This is a genomic window from Mucilaginibacter sp. CAU 1740 (genome assembly GCF_039839285.1).
Lineage (GTDB): Bacteria > Bacteroidota > Bacteroidia > Sphingobacteriales > Sphingobacteriaceae > Mucilaginibacter.
The window spans coordinates 62,990-79,918 of sequence record NZ_JBDOQS010000007.1 but is presented as its reverse complement, the minus strand read 5'-3'; the positions used below and the strand labels follow the sequence as shown (position 1 = coordinate 79,918).

Below are 16,929 nucleotides of genomic sequence, written 5' to 3'. Positions count from 1 at the left end.
TTTGATGGTTTAGCAGTTTGCTCATAAAAAATTCAGAATTGGCGACCAGTTTTGTAATATGATTAGCCAGGATGTTATTCCTGGCTATGAAAAAGAATATCAAGTGGTTAAATTGTTCAGACACATAAGCAGGCTAAGCATAGTCCTCATTATCTTCTTGTCGCTACAGGGAGAAGTGATAGTGCGCTATGCCCAAATGTTTAAGGTTAGATCTGAGCAAAAGTTCCAGTCAATCAAAAAGAATGACGAACGCAGGCGCTTAATTAAACTGCAATGCTACACACAAAAATTCCAGGTGCTGGCTTTGCCCCAAAAAACATCCTTCACCTTTGGCTCGCCTTTAAGATATCTGCCCGCGCTAACTTTTATCGGTTTTAAAACCGCTGCCGGTAATCTTACCCAGCCTGAGTCTGTTTGCCTGCGCGGCCCTCCTTCCCTTTCTTAACATCCCTTTTACTTAAGCGCTTATGCGCTGCTGTTTTATTAAATCATCAATGATATCGGGTGTAAATACGCTGCTGCTTATTTGTACCTGGCAATCATTTGTTAAATGTGTTTGTTATGAATTTATCTCAAAAAATCTTATCCTATACTGTACCGTCCCTGCTTGTCTTTACTTTATATTCATGCGGTGGCACGGGTGCATCGGCGCCAAAAACCGGGGCCAAAGTTTTTACTACAATGAAACTGGCTCCGCGCCAGGCCAATATCAATGCCGATTATCCTGCCTCTATAATGGGTATCCAAAACATCGAGATCAGGCCTAAAATTGATGGTTATGTTGAAAATATTTATGTTGATGAGGGCGCTACAGTAAAACGGGGCCAGTTACTTTTTCGCATTAATGCCCCGCAATACGAACAGGATGTAGCCACAGCCCAGGCTAATATCAAGATAGCCATTGCCGATGTTAATGCAGCCAAAATGCAGGTTGATAAAGTACGACCCATAGTTGAGCAGGACATTGTAAGCCCTTATGAACTTAAGGCAGCACAATACACTTTAGATTCGAAAGAGGCGGCGCTGGCGCAGGCCAGGGCGGCACTTAACAATGCTAAAACAAATTTGAGCTACACCACCATCTACAGTCCGGCGGATGGCGTAATTGGGATCCTTCCTTATAAAATTGGGAGCCTCATTTCAAGCACCACAACCAATCCTTTAACCACGGTATCTAATATTGAAAGCGTTTACGCCTATTTTTCAATCAATGAAAGCCAGGGACTCGATTTCTTTTTGGCCGCCAAGGGTGGCACCATGCAGCAAAAACTAAGCACATTGCCACCGGTTACGCTGGTATTGGCCAACGGTACACAATTGCCAGGTAAAGGCAAGGTAGAAACAGCAAGCGGGTTGATCAATGCTGAAACAGGCTCCATTAATATGAGGGCTACATTTACTAACCCTGGCGGCCTGGTGCGCAGCGGCAGCAGCGCCATTGTACGCATTCCCAAAACGGTAAGCAACGCCATTATGGTGCCTCAAAAATCGACTTACCAAATACAAGGGAAAACTTTTGTTTATGTTGTTGATGCCGCTAATAAAGTTAAATCTCAAGAGTTGGAGATCGGTGCAAGCCCGGGACAGTTTTATGTGGTGAACAAAGGCTTAAAAGCCGGGCAACAAATAGTGGTTGATGGTATCGCTTCACTGAGGGAAGGGCTGCAAATTAAGCCTCAGTTGCTGAATGCCGATTCGGTTTACCGCAACCCGTAAACATTTTCCGTTCACCTTATTTCCATATCATGTTAAAAAAATTCATCGAACGACCCGTTCTTTCAACGGTCGTTTCTATCATAATCGTAACAATAGGTATCGTTGGTTTATTAACGCTCCCTATTTCTCAATATCCTGATATCGCGCCGCCTACCGTGCAGGTACAAGCCACCTACAGTGGTGCAAATGCCGATGTTGTACTTAAAACCGTTATTATCCCGCTCGAACAGCAGATTAACGGCGTTGAAAACATGGATTATCTCACTTCAACAGCAGGAAATGATGGTACTGCCAATATCACAGTAAGTTTTAAAGTAGGCAGCGATCCTAACCTTGCAGCTGTAAACGTGCAAAACGCTGTTTCGAGAGCTACGGCCTTGTTACCGCAAGAAGTTACCAAAGCCGGCGTTACCGTACAAAAAAAGCAAACAAGCAGTTTGCTCACCTATTCGGTTTACAGCGAAAGCCCGGCTTATGATCAAACCTTTATACAAAATTACGTTGATATCAACATAGTCCCGGTTATTAAAAGGATCCAGGGTGTGGGCGATGCTTCATTGCCAAGCCAGATGGATTATTCCATGCGTATTTGGCTCAATACACAAAAAATGGCCTCATATGGCCTGGTTCCAGCGGATATCAATGCAGCCCTGGCCGATCAAAACATCCAGGCCGCACCCGGCCAGTTTGGCGAACGCGGCGGACAGGCATTTCAATATGTGATCAAATATCCGGGCACCTTAACAGATACTGCCCAGTTTGGCAATATCGTAGTACGGGCAAACTCGCGGAGCAGGTTATTACGCCTGAGGGATGTGGCCCGGATAGAACTTGGCGCGTTAAACTATTTTACCACCACGCGTATGAACGGACACCCTGCTGTATCTATAGATGTATCGCAGATTGCGGGTTCAAACGCGCACCAGGTAATACAGGAAACAGTTAAAGCGATGACCGCCGCTGCAAAAAACTTCCCGCCTGGTATCAAGTATGTAACGCTGCAAAATGCCGATGATTTCCTTAACGCATCTATTGATAAAGTGCTGCACACCCTATTCGAGGCCTTTATACTGGTTTTCATTGTGGTATTTATCTTTCTACAGGATTTCCGGTCAACGCTTATTCCGGCCATATCCGTTCCGGTGGCTATTGTGGGTACATTTTTCTTTCTTAAGCTATTCGGGTTTACCATCAACCTGCTTACTCTTTTCGCCATTATCCTGGCCATAGGTATAGTTGTGGATGATGCTATTGTAGTAGTTGAGGCCGTACACGCCAAACTGGATGCCGGTTATCACTCTGCAAAAGAAGCCAGTATTGATGCCCTGGGCGAAATTTCAGGCGCGATCATCTCTATAACCCTGGTTATGTCGGCTGTATTTATCCCGGTTAGTTTTATCGGTGGTTCATCAGGCGTTTTTTATAAGCAATTTGGGCTTACGTTGGCCATTGCCATCGTATTATCAGCAATAAACGCGCTTACTTTAAGTCCCGCATTGTGTGCGCTGTTTTTGAAAGGACACGATAAGGAGCATAAGAAACTCAGTTTTATTCAGAAGTTTTACCTCGCTTTTAATACCGGGTTCGAAAAAATAAGTAAAAGATATATTCAGGCAGTAACCTTTTTTAGCCGGAGAGCCTGGGTGCCTGTATCTATGCTTTTGGTTTTTATAGTGTTACTTTTCTTTATTGCCAGGGCCACTCCTACAGGGTTTGTACCGGCAGAAGATCTTGGTGCCATTAGCTGCAGTATTTCCCTTCCGCCGGGTTCATCGTTGGGCCGCACAGACCAGGTAACCCGGAAAATAGAAACTTTTGCCCGTTCAATACCCGAGGTTAATAATATACTGGGCGTAAACGGCCGTAACCAGCTTGCCGGCAGCGGTAATAATTACGGCATGGTGATCATGCGGCTAATTCCGTGGGATCAGCGAAAAAGAGATATCCAGGCTATTATTAACGAGTTGATAGCCAAGTCATCGAATATAACTGAAGCGGAAATTAAGTTTACTTCGCCGCCTACTATTCAGGGTTTTGGTGCTACAAGCGGTTTCGCCTTTCAATTGCAGGATAAAACAGGAGGCGATATTGCCAGCTTTTATAAAGTGAGCAAAGATTTTTTATCGGCCCTTGCCGAGCGGCCTGAAATACAGTTTGCTACAACATCCTTCAATCCTAACTTTCCGCAGTACCTGATGAACGTAAATGTGCCTAAAATAAAAGAGGCCGGTTTAAACGTTACAGATATTACAGGCGCTATGCAAAGCTATTATGGTGGCTTGTATGCATCAAACATTACCCAATTTGGTCAGCAATACAGGGTAATGGTACAGGCATCACCCGAATACAGAATGACCCCGGAGAGCCTTAATTCGGTATTTGTAAGAAACGCTGCCGGGGATATGGTGCCTATTACCGAGTTTGTGACCTTAACGCAGGATTACGGTCCGCAGGCAATTACCCGTTTTAACCTTTTTACATCTATTAATATCAATGGCACTCCAAATACCGGTTTCAGTTCGGGCCAGGCAGTAGCGGCCATTCAGCAGGTGGCCAGCCAGCAATTACCTCAAGGCTATGGATACGAATATTCAGGTATTACCCGCGAGGAACTTTCCGGTAACAGCCAAACCATTTATATCTTTTTGCTTTGTTTGGTATTTGTTTACCTCATACTAAGCGCCCAGTATGAAAGTTATATCCTGCCGCTGGCCATCCTGTTAACCATTCCTATCGGGATAGCCGGAGCCTTCATTTTTGCATACCTGTTTGGCGTTGCCAATAATATTTACCTGCAAATTACGCTGATCATGCTTATTGGCCTGCTTTCAAAAAACGCCATATTAATAGTTGAATTTGCTGTTGAGAGGCGGCGCGGCGGCATGAGTATTATGGAAGCAGCCGTAAGCGGTGCCCAGGCAAGGTTACGCCCTATCCTCATGACCTCTTTTGCCTTTATACTTGGCTTAATACCCTTAATGCTGGCTACCGGGGCAGGTGCCAATGGCAACCGCTCAATAGGTACGGGCGCTGTTGGTGGTATGCTTATAGGCACAGTGTTCGGCATATTTATTACGCCGGCGCTGTTTATCATTTTCCAAACACTTCAGGAAAAATTTAAGAAGCCTAAGGATGCAACTACCGCAACCGGCGAACATGGCACCGATAACCTCAATACAAACCCAGCCCATTAAACAAATGAAAACTATCATAAAAAATATAGCATTTGCAGGCGTTTTGGCCATATTAGCTGCCTGCAATGTAACCAAACCATACAAGGCTCCTGATGCCGGTAATACCGCGCTTTTCAGGGATTATACGGGTACAGATACCAACTCGATAGCTAAATTGCACTGGAACCAGGTTTTTACCGATACCGTTTTACAAAGCCTCATTACAGAAGGGATTAACCATAATATCGATCTTCAAAAAGCCTATTCGGTAACCAGGCAGGCACAGGCTTATTTTGATCAAAGTAAATTGGCTTTTTATCCATCTGTAAACGCAGATGCCGGTTTATCATTATCCGGGGCGGCAAACCCTCAAAATTTCAGTTCGGCAGCGAGGGGACGTGTTTATAGTACAGAACTTACAGCAAGCTGGGAGGCCGATATATGGGGCAAATTAAAAAGCGCGAAAAAAGCACAATTGGCTTCTTTGCTGCAATCAACAGCAAATGCAAGGGCTGTACAAACCACGTTGATAGCGGATATTGCCAACAACTATTATAACCTGATGGCTTTAGACGATCAACTGGCCATTACCGAGCAAAGTGTAAAGGACTGGCAGACTACGGTTAACACCATGAAATCCTTAAAAGTTTCGGATGTGGTTACCGGCGCCGCGGTTGTACAGAGTGAGGCCAGTAAATACGCTGTACAGGTAACCATTCCGGATCTGAAACAATCCATATGGCAAACCGAAAATATCATTAACCTATTATTAGGTCGCGTTCCAGGCCCGGTTAAACGGAGTAAAATAGCTATGCAACAACCAATAACTATCCTTACCCCTGGCATCCCGGCGCAAATGCTTGCCAACCGGCCCGATGTAATGGCAGCCGAATATAATTTCAGGAATGCATTTGAACTTACTAATGTGGCCCGCACTTATTTTTATCCAAGCATTTCCCTTACAGGATCAAGCGGATATTCAAGCTACAATTCATTTTTCGGGTTAGGATCATTGGTGGGCAATTTAAGCGCGGGTATTACGCAGCCCATATTTAATCAGGGCCTTAATAAGGTACGCTTAAAGGTTGCAAAAGAGCAGCAGCAACAGGCGTTATTAGATTTTCAATACACCGTGCTAAGCGCAAGCCAGGATGTATCAAACGCCCTAATGTCGTACCGTACCGCGGGTGAAAAAGCTGCCACACGGATAGATGAGTTGCAAAACCTGGATAAATCTGTAAACTATACCCAACAACTGGTTAGGTATGGCTCGGCAAATTATACCGAAGTACTTACCGCCGAACAAAACCTGCTCACAGCAAAACTTAACAGCGTAGATGACCGCCTACAGCAATTGCAGGCTATTGTATATGTTTACCGGGCCTTGGGCGGTGGTTGGCAGTAATTGAAAGTTGACACAAACCCAAACGGCGACGATATACATTGTCGCCGTTTGGGTTTAAAAGGCGCATGTATTTAAACTATAAATGAAATTAATTATAGCATTACTTAAAAAATGAGGTTGCTATTCTTTCTAATTTGAAAAAAATTCAGATTCGGGATGTTGGTTTGCCATTGTTGATGATTTGGTCTAAAATTTGCTTTTAGCCAGGTAACATAAACTTTTATCTATGAAATACCCTGGCTTTGTTATCATTGGCTTGCTATTTCCTGTATTACTCTTTTCTCAAACCAGCATAACGCCAATACCCGGCTGGAATATGAAAGAAATTGGCGGACAGTATAAATTTACGCCGCCCGATGGTAATTTAGAATACGATATCATGCCTCTTAAAACGGAGCCGGTTAATGATCTCATGGAATGGATCAAGGTTTTCTCTGTAAAAGACTTGCCGGCCTCCGGCTATTCTGGGCCGTTAGTTTCGCCGGCACCTATAGCAAAATATATACAGTCGGCTGCAACTTATACCGTAATGGCAACCGATCAGCAAAATAAAAAATGGGGTTTGATATACATTGCATACAAGTTGCCAAATAACGCTATCAGATATGCTAAAGTTAAATGGTCGCCCGGTACCCAGGGAACATCACTCAAAATAGCCACTGGTCATTTCGCGGCGCTTATGAAGCAGGAAACACAATCGGGAACTGCAAAAGCGACGGTCTCCGACGCTGGTACTCAACGTCCGGCTACAACTAAATCGACTAACTCAAGGCCTGCTTCCCCTACAACCGCTCCGGGAAAAGGCATACCAAAAAGTGATATTGCCGGCTTAGCTTTGCATAGCGAAACCGGAATTGGTGTAGGCGGAATGGTACTTATAGTATGGAGACCTTACCTATTATTAAAAGATGGTACAATGTACCAGAACCCAGACATAAGCCCCTATGACCTGAATGTGGCGAAATCAAAGCAGCAGGAACCAGAGAAATGGGGTACATGGAAGTTGGACGGAAAGATAATTACTGTTAAAAGGGGAAGCAAAAATGGAGTGCAGGAAAAACCAGAAGAATGGAAAAACGGCTGGTGGGACTGGGCAATGCCTGCTTTTTCAAATGAAAAATTGAATGCATCTTACAATTCCTTAACCGGAGGGGGCAATACCGCTATGGGAGGAGGCACGATGACTGTCTCGTCGACCGATATTACGTTTAACAATAATGGTCAGTTCACGTATGAAAGTACAGGAGGAGGAAGCTTCAATGGCCCGGGTGCTAACGTAACGGCCTATTCAAGTAAAAACAAAGCTGGTACCTACAAGCTGGATGGTTACAGCATCGAACTTAATTACAACAACGGCAATACTACCAGGCAAAGTTTCTATTTTTTTAGTAGCGACAAAAAAGTTTTCGGTATAGCCAGTCGGGCGTATACGTTATCTGAAAAAACAAAGTGACCCGTACTAATAAGGAAGCTCATAATTCTAATTCATTGGATCGAGAGTTTGAATCTCTCCGGGATCGCTAAAAAACAAAAAAACAGCATTTTAATCATCAAAAATGCTGTTTTTGTTTCACCAAGCTATAGAAAGCTATCAAAAAATAACCTTTTTAGGTTCAGTCACGATTCTCCACAACACCTCCTGATTCCAAAAAGATATTTGCTATTCTGAAATTTACATTAAGGCTGTTAATTGCTTTTTTAGGAGTCGATTTGATCTTCACCTTTCAATAAATTTGACAGTTCTGCTCCTACATCCTTTTGTTATCTCAAACTTTTAAGGAATGGTAAAAACGACAGTGAGAAACTAACATACGGTACCGATCCATTAGATGTTCTGAAAAAGTAGTCGTTAGGTTTGGCATTGTGATCAAATATGCGGGCCTGGGCGGTTGTGAAAACGCCCCCGCTAACACCGAATACAAGTTTTTTGGTCAGCAGATATTCAAAAGTTGCACCGGTTTTGATATCTAACGATGTGTAAATATTATTCTGCGGCAATGAAGGCTGTTTCAGATCGAAAAAGAAAAGACTGCCGCCTAATTCACTGCCCGCAAATACCCAGCTCTTTTTAGATAGTTGTTTTCTTACGGCCACGCGGTAAGGAATATCAACAAACAGATCAAGATCGGCATCTTTAAATTTATGCCAGTAGCTTACAAAAGGCACAACCGGTGATACTGAAGACGGATCGATAATAACCGCGACACCAACCGACCATGATGAAGTAGCTGTGTGACTAAGCGGAACATTCAAGGTACCGCTGTAATTTACCCTTTTTATCGAGCTAAGCTCATCCGTAAGTCCGGATACACTTGCCGAATAAGTTACCGGGTGGTTAAAAATACTATCCGACCGGCTGAACGTAGCTGTGAAGCCAACGGTTGATTTGTTCAGGCTTTGGTTTGCGGTAGAAAATGCCGGGTTGTAACTGGTGATATCTTTGGTATCAAAATGTATCTGTTGGTAGCTTACCACGCCTGTTATGGTATTTTTCCCCCACTCGGCCAAAGGTATTTTAAATGCTGCCCTGATGCGGCTGATATTCGTTTTGCCTTCGTAAAGATCATGACCGTTAAGTTCGCCTTTTATAGTACGTGCGCCTAAAAAATCGGTAGCTATTGATCCTTGCCTTAAAATAGGATAGCGGGTGGCATAATCAGACAGGGCCGACATTTTCAGCGAGTCGATGATGCGTTGCCGGGTTAGCGGGTTAGTATTTTGCGCATACGAAGCGGTGAACAGGGTGCTCAGCACAATAGTGCCAAGATAAAATTTGATTTTCATAGGGGTTCGGAATTTAAAAAAATGGGACAAAGCAGAGCCATTATTCCGGGGCAAGCAGCATTTTTATGCAGCTTGCCCCGGCAACAATGAGCCATATGTAGATGTTAATTATGGGCTTCTAAAAGCGGTGTTTCTGTATTTGTTTTCTTGCTCTTGAATTTCAGGAGCAGGTTTTCGATAATGAGGTACATGGATGGCACAACAAACAGCGTAAGGATCATGGAGCTTGTTAAGCCGCCTATAATTACCCAGGCCATACCATTTTTGATCTCGGCACCGGCACCGCTGGCTATGGCAATGGGGAGCATACCTAATATCATGGCAAGGGTAGTCATGAGGATGGGCCTTAATCTTTCTTTTCCAGCCTCAATCAAAGCATCTTTAACAGAATGCCCCTGCGCCTTGAGGTGATTGGTAAAATCCACGATCAGGATAGCGTTTTTAGCTACCAGGCCAAGCAGCATGATCACCCCGATAAGTGAAAATATATTCAACGTTTGCATGGTTAAAGCCAGGGCCAGCAAGGCCCCCACCAAAGCAACCGGGATAGAAAACAGAACTACGAAAGGATAGATAGCGTTTTCATAAAGGGCAACCATGATCAGGTAAACCAAAACAATAGCCACACCCAGGGCGAAGAATAAACTTCCAAACGCGTCGGCCTGGTTTTTGGCATCACCCAAAAACTCTACCGAAACACCCTCCGGCAATTTAACTTCCGGCAGCTTCTTTTTAATATCGGCAGTAACCGAACCTGACGGGCGACCAACAACGTACGAGTTTACCGTGATAGAACCCAATCGGTCAATCCGTTGTAAAACGCTTTCGCCAAGGCCTTCTTTTACCTGGGCAAACTGGCTTAGCACAAATGTTTGCCCATCGGCATTGGTAAATGAAAGGTTCCTTACGTTGTTGATATCCGAGCGATCATAACTATCCAGGCTTATCAGGATATCATATTCGTTACCATCCTGCTTAAACTTGCTGTCGTCATTGCCGCTAAAGGCATTTTGAAGCGCAGCACCAACCTGGCTGGCATCAATACCCAATAAGGTCATTTTTTCGCGGTTCAGGTTTACCTCAACCTGTGGTTTCTGATCTTTTACAGAAAGTTCAACAAAGCGCGTTCCCGGTACTTTGGCCACTATCTTTTTATAAGCTTCGGCCACGTTACGTACCGCTTTCAGATCAACACCTTTAACAGCTATTTGGATAGGTGCCTGGTTAGCCCCGCCGGTAATAGAGGTTGGCGATGATGTAACTTTTACACCAGGTATTTTGGCGCTGAGCATCTTTTGCAGTTTGCCGCCAAACTCTTCGGCAGTGATATCGCGTTCTTTTTTATCAACCATGCTTACGGTGATCTCGGCAAGGTTGCTGTTATTGGTTGTTCCGGCAACACTGCCTGTTACAAACCCAACGCTCGAAAACACCCTCACTACTTCCGGCTGTTTCATGATCAGCTTTTCAACCTGTTGCGTTACCATATTGGTTTGGTAAATTGATGCCGAAGGCGCAAGTTCCAAATTGATGAGCAACTCGCCTTGATCAGCACTCGGAATAAACGCCGCACCTACAAAACCTGCCGGTACTAACGCTATCGCGCCGATGATGAGCACAATAACGCCCGAGAGTAACCAGCGCTTTTTGTGAAGCACTATAGCCAGTAATTCTCCATAATCCTCTTTTAAAACATCAATAAAGTGCTCAAAACCGAGATTTAGTTTACCCCACAAGGTGGTTTTGCTCAGGGTTTCTATCTTGCCGAATTTGGCGGCAAGCATTGGCGTTACCGTGAAGGATACAAATAAACTCATCAGCGTAGAAAATACCACCACTAATGAAAATTCCTGCAACAATGAACCAATAATGCCCCCGGCAAACGAGATAGGCAAAAACACCACCACATCCACCAGTGTAATAGCTAATGCCGTAAAGCCAATTTCGCTCCGGCCTTCCAGCGCAGCGGTTTCTTTATCGCGGCCCATTTCCAGGTGCCTATAAATATTTTCAAGTACTACTATCGAGTCATCCACCAAAATACCAACCACCAGCGACATCGCCATCAACGTCATGAGGTTAAGCGAAAAGCCCAGAAAATACATAGCGATAAACGTAGGAATAATAGATGATGGCAAGGCCACCAACACGAACATGGAGCTGCGGAAACTGTGCAGGAAGGCCAGCATCACTACGCCTACGATCAATACAGCCAGGCCAAGATCTTCCATTACCGCGTCGGCAGATTTCAGGGTGTATACGCTCTGGTCCGACGATACGGTAAATTTCAATCCTGATGCTTTGTATTGGGCTTCTATCTCTGTGAATTTTTCTTTAACATGCTTGCTCACATCAACCGCGTTGGCATCGGTTTGCTTAACAATTTGCACACCGATGGATGGGATGCCGTTGATATGGTTAATGGCCGTGGTTTTGGCTGTGGCATCTACCACTTCGCCAATATCTTTTAAATAAATACTCCCAGCTTTAGGCCGTTGCTGAATGATGAGATTACTGATCTGCTCCGTTGATGTTACATTAGCATCAAAGCGGATGGATTGCTGTTCGTTCCGGGTTTCAATACTACCTGCCGGAAACGACTGGTTGGCTTTGGCTATGGCGTTGGCTACGGAGGCAATGCTCAATCCGTAAGCCTTCATTTTATCCTGATCGATATTTACCTGGATCTGGCGTTCATCGCCGCCAATAATATTTACCTGGCCTACACCCGCAACGTTTTGCAGCAGGGGCAGTAATTGCTTATCAACAAAATCATAAAGCTCTTTTGGCGATTGTTTGGACGTAACGCCGGCTTTTACAACCGGGGCATCCTCCAGGTTGATCTTGTTAACGATGGGTTTATTGATATTATCCGGCAAATCGTTCTGGATCTGATCTGCCTTGCGCTGGATATCGCGCTCGGCCTGGTCAACATCCGTACCCGTTTTTAATTGCACAACAACACTGGAAATCCCTTCCTGCGATGTTGAATTGATCTTATCCAAACCTTCTACCGACGAAAAAGCATCTTCCAGCTTTTTGGTAACCGAAGTTTCCACCTCGGCGGCGGCGGCACCGGGGTATACTGTACTTACCGATACGGTAGGCACCTCTATTTTGGGCAACAGGTTATAATTTAAACTGGAGTATGATCTGGCACCGAAAATAAACAGCACCGTAAAGATCACTATGATGAGTAAGGGCCGCTTAACGGCAATCTCTGTAATTGACATCTGTCTGCGTTTTAGTTAGTTGAACTGATTGCGTAATCTTCAATTTAAGGCAGGTTTGCATGATAACCAGCAACAGTACAACAAGGCCAATCAAAGCCCGCCATAAAACCTGTAGGTTGATTTTTTGCATCGTTATTATTTTTATTTGGAGATAGACACTTGTGCTCCATCCTTTAAATTGATTTGCCCGGAAGTAACAACAACCTCGCCCACTTTAAGTCCGTTCATGATCTGGATCATGCCATTAAGTTCGATCCCTGTTTTAACCTGCTTTTGATGAACTACATTGTTTTCCACCACATAAACAGAAGCATCTTTAACACCCTGGGTAAGCGCGTCTCGGGGAATGAGCAGGATATTTTGAGTTGTTTTACGCGAGAAATCAGCATAAACAAAAGTTCCGGAACGCAGTGGGTTGCCTTCCTTATTGCCGGCCATTACCTCTACTTTATAATTGTGCGTTTCATCTGCCTGCGGACTGATAAAGCTGATCTTACCGTTAAATACATCATCGGGGTTTACATCAGTTGTGATCTTTACGGCCTGCCCTTGTTTTACCTGGTAAACCTCGGCCTCGGTCAGGTTGATCTGCACCTTGGCCCGCGAAAGGTTTACAATGGTTGCTATCTGTGTGCCCGCGTTTGCATAAACACCTTGTTCAACCAGTTTTTCAGAAATTGTACCACTGGTGGGGGCTTTGATGGCCGCATCGTTAATTTGTTTTTTAACCTGGTTTACCTGGTTAACAGCATCAAGGTAGTTTTGCTGAATCTCATTAACCTTTTCCTGCGTTGCGGCTTGTCCTTGCAGCAGTTCCGTATAAGTATCCAAGTCGCGGTGAAGTTTCGCGGCATTGGTTTGTGCTTTTTGCAGGTCGAGCTGGGCTAAACGTGTATCCATTAGCGCCAGTACCTGGCCTTCGGTTACATGATCGCCAAGTTCAAAGCGCAATTGCTGTATAGTACCGCCTGTTGTTGAACGTACTTTCGCTTCTTTAAAAGGAGCCAGCGTTCCGGTTTTGATGAGGTTGAGGGCCTGAAGCTGCTCTTTAGCTACAGCAACTTTTACCGGGATCTGCACAACCGAATCCTGCGAAGGCTGGTTCTTTTTGTCGAGTGTTTTTTTATTGGATGCGAGCTTAAAAACTATCAGTGCCAATAAAACCACAATGATAAGGCCGATGATATATTTACGTTTCATATGTTTTAAAGTGTGCTGTAAAAAGTTTTGAGGGTACCTGCTGCTTTTTCCAGATCAAGCCTGGCCTGGTAAAAGCTGTATAAGGAGTTGAGGTAATTATTTTGCGAATCTTTGATGGAGTACTGCGCGTTTAGCCAGTCGGTAAGGTCGGTTACGCCTTTTTTAAATTGCAGGTCGGTAGTTCTGAAAACCGATTGCGCCAGTTCAATATTGCGTTTATCGTTGTCGAGATTAGCCTGCGCCTTGATCAGCTTGGTATTGGCATTTTCGTACTCCATCTGGTATTTGCCTTCATCAAGCTTTAAGTTTTCTACAGCGTTTAACCGTTTATATTTAGCCTGGCTGTACTGCGCGTTCCGCTTAAAAAAATCAAATAAAGGGATGGTTAGCTTCAAGCCAATGGCCGAGTAATCATTCTGATCCCTGAATGCCGGGCCTAAGGTATTACCAAAACCTACCGAACCATATTTAGCATACCCGGTTAAACGCGGAAGCGCGCCGGCTTTAATTCGTTTTTCATCTATCTCCAGCAAGTGCGTGTTTACCTGCGAAAGTTGATAATCGGTACGGTTACCTACAGCAAAGCCATCGTTAACGGGCGCAACCGGTGTATTGATCTTTTCGTTCGATGTACTATCAACAGGCAAGTTTGTATTGATGGGATAGCCCATATTATATTTCAGCTGGTTTTGCGAAAGGGCGAGGTTGCTTTCGGCAACACGGATCTGCGATATGGTGTTATTGTAATTAACCGTTACCTTATCAAGGTCTTTTTGCAGGGTAACACCCTTTTTTACCTGGAGCTGGGAGATCTCCATTTGCTTACGATAGGTTTCAAGGTTTTCTTTTGTCAACCTTAACTGTTCGCGATAAACATAGATCTGGTAATAGGCGTTGCTGATATCGTAAATGATGGTTTCCTCGTTTTTCTTTACGTTGAGGTCGGCCTGTTGCTTATTATATTTATTGGCCTGCAAGCCGGTTAGTAAAGCCTGATCATAAATGGTTTGATCGAGCTGGGCAACACCGTTGGTGTTATACTTTTGTGTAAAGGCCACTTTAACCGGATCCGGCCCGAAAATACCCGCCGGAATGATGGATTGCTGCACTTTTAAGTTATCATCAAAAGTTCCGGTTAAGCTTACTTTGGGGAGATAATCGGCCAGTGCTTCTTTGGCCTTCGCGTCGGCCGCGCGTTTTTCGTTTTCGTAAACCGCGTTGCTGCGGTTATTTTTCAGACCGTAATCAATGCAATCCTTTAAACTCCATTGTTGCTGGGCCAGCAGCTGGAGCGGCAGGAGGCAGATCAAAGCCAATAATGTATTTTTTTTCATAATCTGCATCAAACTGTAGTTTCAATACCCTTGGGCACTGGTTACTAAATAATTAATGATGCAAAACTATGGCCCTTAATAACGCTATAGCCTTAACCGCGAATGAAATGGACAAATCTGTCAATGAAATGGACAGGGTTTGGGGATTTATATATGAGCCTGAAAAGCACAGGAGCGCTTTTGTATAAATATTGCAATAAAATAGCGGATTTATTGCTCAATCCATTTTAAAAACGATTGCGCTTTAAGTTTACCTATCACAATTTTTTCGGGAGTAGCACAGGTGGTGGCAACGTACAGTTTGCGGTTAAAATAATGCTCAATATTGCTGATGGCATCCCTGTTGATAATAAACTGCCGGTTCGCCCTGAAAAATTGCTGTGGGTTCAGCATCGTTTCCAGTTGCTCGATAGTGTATTGTACCGGGTAGTTTTTATCGTTGGGAAGATAGATGTAAACCGCCCCGCCGGATGCGTATATAAACTGGATATCGATCACTTTTACCGGGATGATCTTATCGCGGTAGTGTACCAATATGCTTTGTTTGTAATTGGGATCCATCTGGGTAAGCACATTATTCAGGTTACGCGGGTAGGCAGTACTGGCAACCAGGTGCTCTTTTAAACGCGCGTACTTTTCAAGGCTTTTGGTGAGGGCATCTTCTTCTATCGGTTTTAAAAGATAATCGATACTGTTCGATTCGAACGATTTGATGGCGTATTCATCAAACGCGGTGCAAAAAATAACCGGCGTTTCTGTTTTTACCTCGCGGAAAATCTCGAAGCTTAAACCATCCCCTAACTGGATATCAGAAAAAATAAGTTCAGGAGCAGGATTTGAACGCAGCCATTTAATACCCGCCGAAACCGATGTAAGGATAGCTTCGATCTGGATAGAATTATCCAGGTGCTCCAGCATGCGCTGGAGTTCTTTGGCTGTTTTGCTCTCGTCTTCAATAATTACTACTCTCATGTATTTAAAAGTGGCAAAATTACTTTAAAGTTTGTTCCGTCGTTTATAATATGGATCGGTTTATGAACCAGTAGTTTGTAACGCTCGGTAATATTATTCAAGCCGGTTTTAGTACTTTCTTCGGCTATTTTTTTAAGCTGAAGGTTGTTGGATACGATAAGGGCCGGTGTATTATCTGTTTTGATGCTGATATGCAATGGATGCTCGGCCGAGATCATGTTATGCTTAATGGCATTTTCTATCAGTAACTGTACCGAAAGCGGCGGGATCATATAGCCAAGATGCTCTTCCGGCACATCAATGCTTACCTGGAGCGAATCCTCAAAACGGGTTGTCATGATAAACAGGTACGACCGGATAAAGGTAAGTTCATCTCTTAAAGGCGTAAGGTAATGCTGGTTAAAATTCAATACATAGCGATATACCGAGGCCAATTGTACAATATAGTTTTTAGTAGGCTGCTCGCTCGTTAACGTTTTGAGCGTGCTTAACGAGTTAAACAAAAAATGCGGACTGATCTGCTGCTGCAACGATATCAGCTGCGCGCGCAAATGTTCCTGCTCCAAAATCTCATTCTCCAATTTGGAATTTTGTAAAGCCAGGTTGGTATGCACGCTGTAAAATACCACGTAAGAGACAAGGCTTGCTAAAAATGCCCCAAGTAGATGGATGGCCATATCTGATAAACTATCGAAAGGGACGCCGCTATCCCTTAATGAACTTTTGGGCAGCAGATGATAAAGTATAAAACTTGTTGAAAATGTAAATACAGTTGCTAAAACATTACTTACAATGTGTTTTGAATAGCTATTTAACCACTTGAAATCGTGTAGTAAAAAGATGCCGTGCACAAACCAGCATACAAATAATACTACAGCCAGTTGGAAGGCATATTCGGGATATTCCCACCATCTAACCCCATTAAAACTATCATGACGTAACAGAAGGCTAAGCGTTGTTGCGCTGCCGAGCACACCGGTAACAATGAGGTACCATTTGAGATAGTAGCTTTTGAACATATATACAAATGTATCTGAAAATTGCGCTTCATGAACAATTAGCCAAATGAGCGGGACAATTATGTGGATGAAATGGACATTTTTTTAAATACT

At 43.9% G+C, this 16,929-nt stretch carries 11 protein-coding genes; 5 read left to right on the top strand and 6 right to left on the bottom strand.

All coding sequences use genetic code 11. The annotated features are described in order from the left end of the window. The first annotated feature begins 58 nt into the window (after nucleotides 1-58). From AAFN85_RS16175 to AAFN85_RS16155, 5 genes are all read left to right on the top strand, one after another. Nucleotides 59-445: a hypothetical protein gene (locus tag AAFN85_RS16175; protein WP_347528640.1), complete on the top strand. Its 387-nt coding sequence runs from the start codon at nucleotides 59-61 to the stop codon at nucleotides 443-445. 236 nt (nucleotides 446-681) lie between these two features. Next, nucleotides 682-1,716 carry an efflux RND transporter periplasmic adaptor subunit gene (locus tag AAFN85_RS16170; RefSeq protein WP_347528639.1) on the top strand — a complete coding sequence of 345 codons (1,035 nt, stop codon included), beginning with the start codon at nucleotides 682-684 and terminating at the stop codon, nucleotides 1,714-1,716. Nucleotides 1,717-1,745: 29 nt separating this feature from the next. Next, nucleotides 1,746-4,910: an efflux RND transporter permease subunit gene (locus AAFN85_RS16165; RefSeq protein WP_347528638.1), complete on the top strand. Its 3,165-nt coding sequence runs from the start codon at nucleotides 1,746-1,748 to the stop codon at nucleotides 4,908-4,910. Nucleotides 4,911-4,914: 4 nt separating this feature from the next. After that, nucleotides 4,915-6,294: an efflux transporter outer membrane subunit gene (locus AAFN85_RS16160; protein ID WP_347528637.1), complete on the top strand. Its 1,380-nt coding sequence runs from the start codon at nucleotides 4,915-4,917 to the stop codon at nucleotides 6,292-6,294. A gap of 226 nt (nucleotides 6,295-6,520) precedes the next feature. Continuing rightward, entirely contained in the window at nucleotides 6,521-7,747 is a 1,227-nt protein-coding gene (locus AAFN85_RS16155) for a hypothetical protein (RefSeq protein ID WP_347528636.1), read from the top strand. A 308-nt stretch (nucleotides 7,748-8,055) separates the two neighbouring features. Here AAFN85_RS16155 and AAFN85_RS16150 read toward each other — a convergent pair whose 3' ends face one another. From AAFN85_RS16150 to AAFN85_RS16125, 6 genes are all read right to left on the bottom strand, one after another. Then, complete coding sequence (locus AAFN85_RS16150) at nucleotides 8,056-9,078, bottom strand: hypothetical protein (RefSeq protein ID WP_347528635.1); 1,023 nt, start codon at nucleotides 9,076-9,078, stop codon at nucleotides 8,056-8,058. A gap of 104 nt (nucleotides 9,079-9,182) precedes the next feature. Further along, nucleotides 9,183-12,311, bottom strand: coding sequence for an efflux RND transporter permease subunit (locus tag AAFN85_RS16145; protein ID WP_347528634.1), 3,129 nt, complete (start codon nucleotides 12,309-12,311; stop codon nucleotides 9,183-9,185). Nucleotides 12,312-12,452: 141 nt separating this feature from the next. Next, nucleotides 12,453-13,511 (bottom strand): efflux RND transporter periplasmic adaptor subunit, encoded by a 1,059-nt coding sequence (locus AAFN85_RS16140; RefSeq protein WP_347528633.1) that lies wholly within the window; start codon nucleotides 13,509-13,511, stop codon nucleotides 12,453-12,455. A 5-nt stretch (nucleotides 13,512-13,516) separates the two neighbouring features. Further along, nucleotides 13,517-14,845: a TolC family protein gene (locus AAFN85_RS16135; protein WP_347528632.1), complete on the bottom strand. Its 1,329-nt coding sequence runs from the start codon at nucleotides 14,843-14,845 to the stop codon at nucleotides 13,517-13,519. Between the two features lie 210 nt (nucleotides 14,846-15,055). After that, nucleotides 15,056-15,817 (bottom strand): LytTR family DNA-binding domain-containing protein, encoded by a 762-nt coding sequence (locus AAFN85_RS16130; RefSeq protein ID WP_347528631.1) that lies wholly within the window; start codon nucleotides 15,815-15,817, stop codon nucleotides 15,056-15,058. Continuing rightward, entirely contained in the window at nucleotides 15,814-16,836 is a 1,023-nt protein-coding gene (locus AAFN85_RS16125; RefSeq protein ID WP_347528630.1) for a histidine kinase, read from the bottom strand. The genes AAFN85_RS16130 and AAFN85_RS16125 overlap by 4 nt, the downstream gene beginning before the upstream one ends. Nucleotides 16,837-16,929: the final 93 nt, after the last annotated feature.

What these genes read in the sequence shown, in the direction of transcription:
- AAFN85_RS16135 (WP_347528632.1), bottom strand. Translation starts at nt 14,845, where the DNA reads ATGAAAAAAAATACATTATTGGCTTTGATCTGCCTCCTGCCGCTCCAG.
- AAFN85_RS16160 (WP_347528637.1), top strand. Translation starts at nt 4,915, where the DNA reads ATGAAAACTATCATAAAAAATATAGCATTTGCAGGCGTTTTGGCCATA.
- AAFN85_RS16175 (WP_347528640.1), top strand. Translation starts at nt 59, where the DNA reads ATGATTAGCCAGGATGTTATTCCTGGCTATGAAAAAGAATATCAAGTG.
- AAFN85_RS16155 (WP_347528636.1), top strand. Translation starts at nt 6,521, where the DNA reads ATGAAATACCCTGGCTTTGTTATCATTGGCTTGCTATTTCCTGTATTA.
- AAFN85_RS16150 (WP_347528635.1), bottom strand. Translation starts at nt 9,078, where the DNA reads ATGAAAATCAAATTTTATCTTGGCACTATTGTGCTGAGCACCCTGTTC.
- AAFN85_RS16145 (WP_347528634.1), bottom strand. Translation starts at nt 12,311, where the DNA reads ATGTCAATTACAGAGATTGCCGTTAAGCGGCCCTTACTCATCATAGTG.
- AAFN85_RS16130 (WP_347528631.1), bottom strand. Translation starts at nt 15,817, where the DNA reads ATGAGAGTAGTAATTATTGAAGACGAGAGCAAAACAGCCAAAGAACTC.
- AAFN85_RS16165 (WP_347528638.1), top strand. Translation starts at nt 1,746, where the DNA reads ATGTTAAAAAAATTCATCGAACGACCCGTTCTTTCAACGGTCGTTTCT.
- AAFN85_RS16170 (WP_347528639.1), top strand. Translation starts at nt 682, where the DNA reads ATGAAACTGGCTCCGCGCCAGGCCAATATCAATGCCGATTATCCTGCC.
- AAFN85_RS16125 (WP_347528630.1), bottom strand. Translation starts at nt 16,836, where the DNA reads ATGTTCAAAAGCTACTATCTCAAATGGTACCTCATTGTTACCGGTGTG.
- AAFN85_RS16140 (WP_347528633.1), bottom strand. Translation starts at nt 13,511, where the DNA reads ATGAAACGTAAATATATCATCGGCCTTATCATTGTGGTTTTATTGGCA.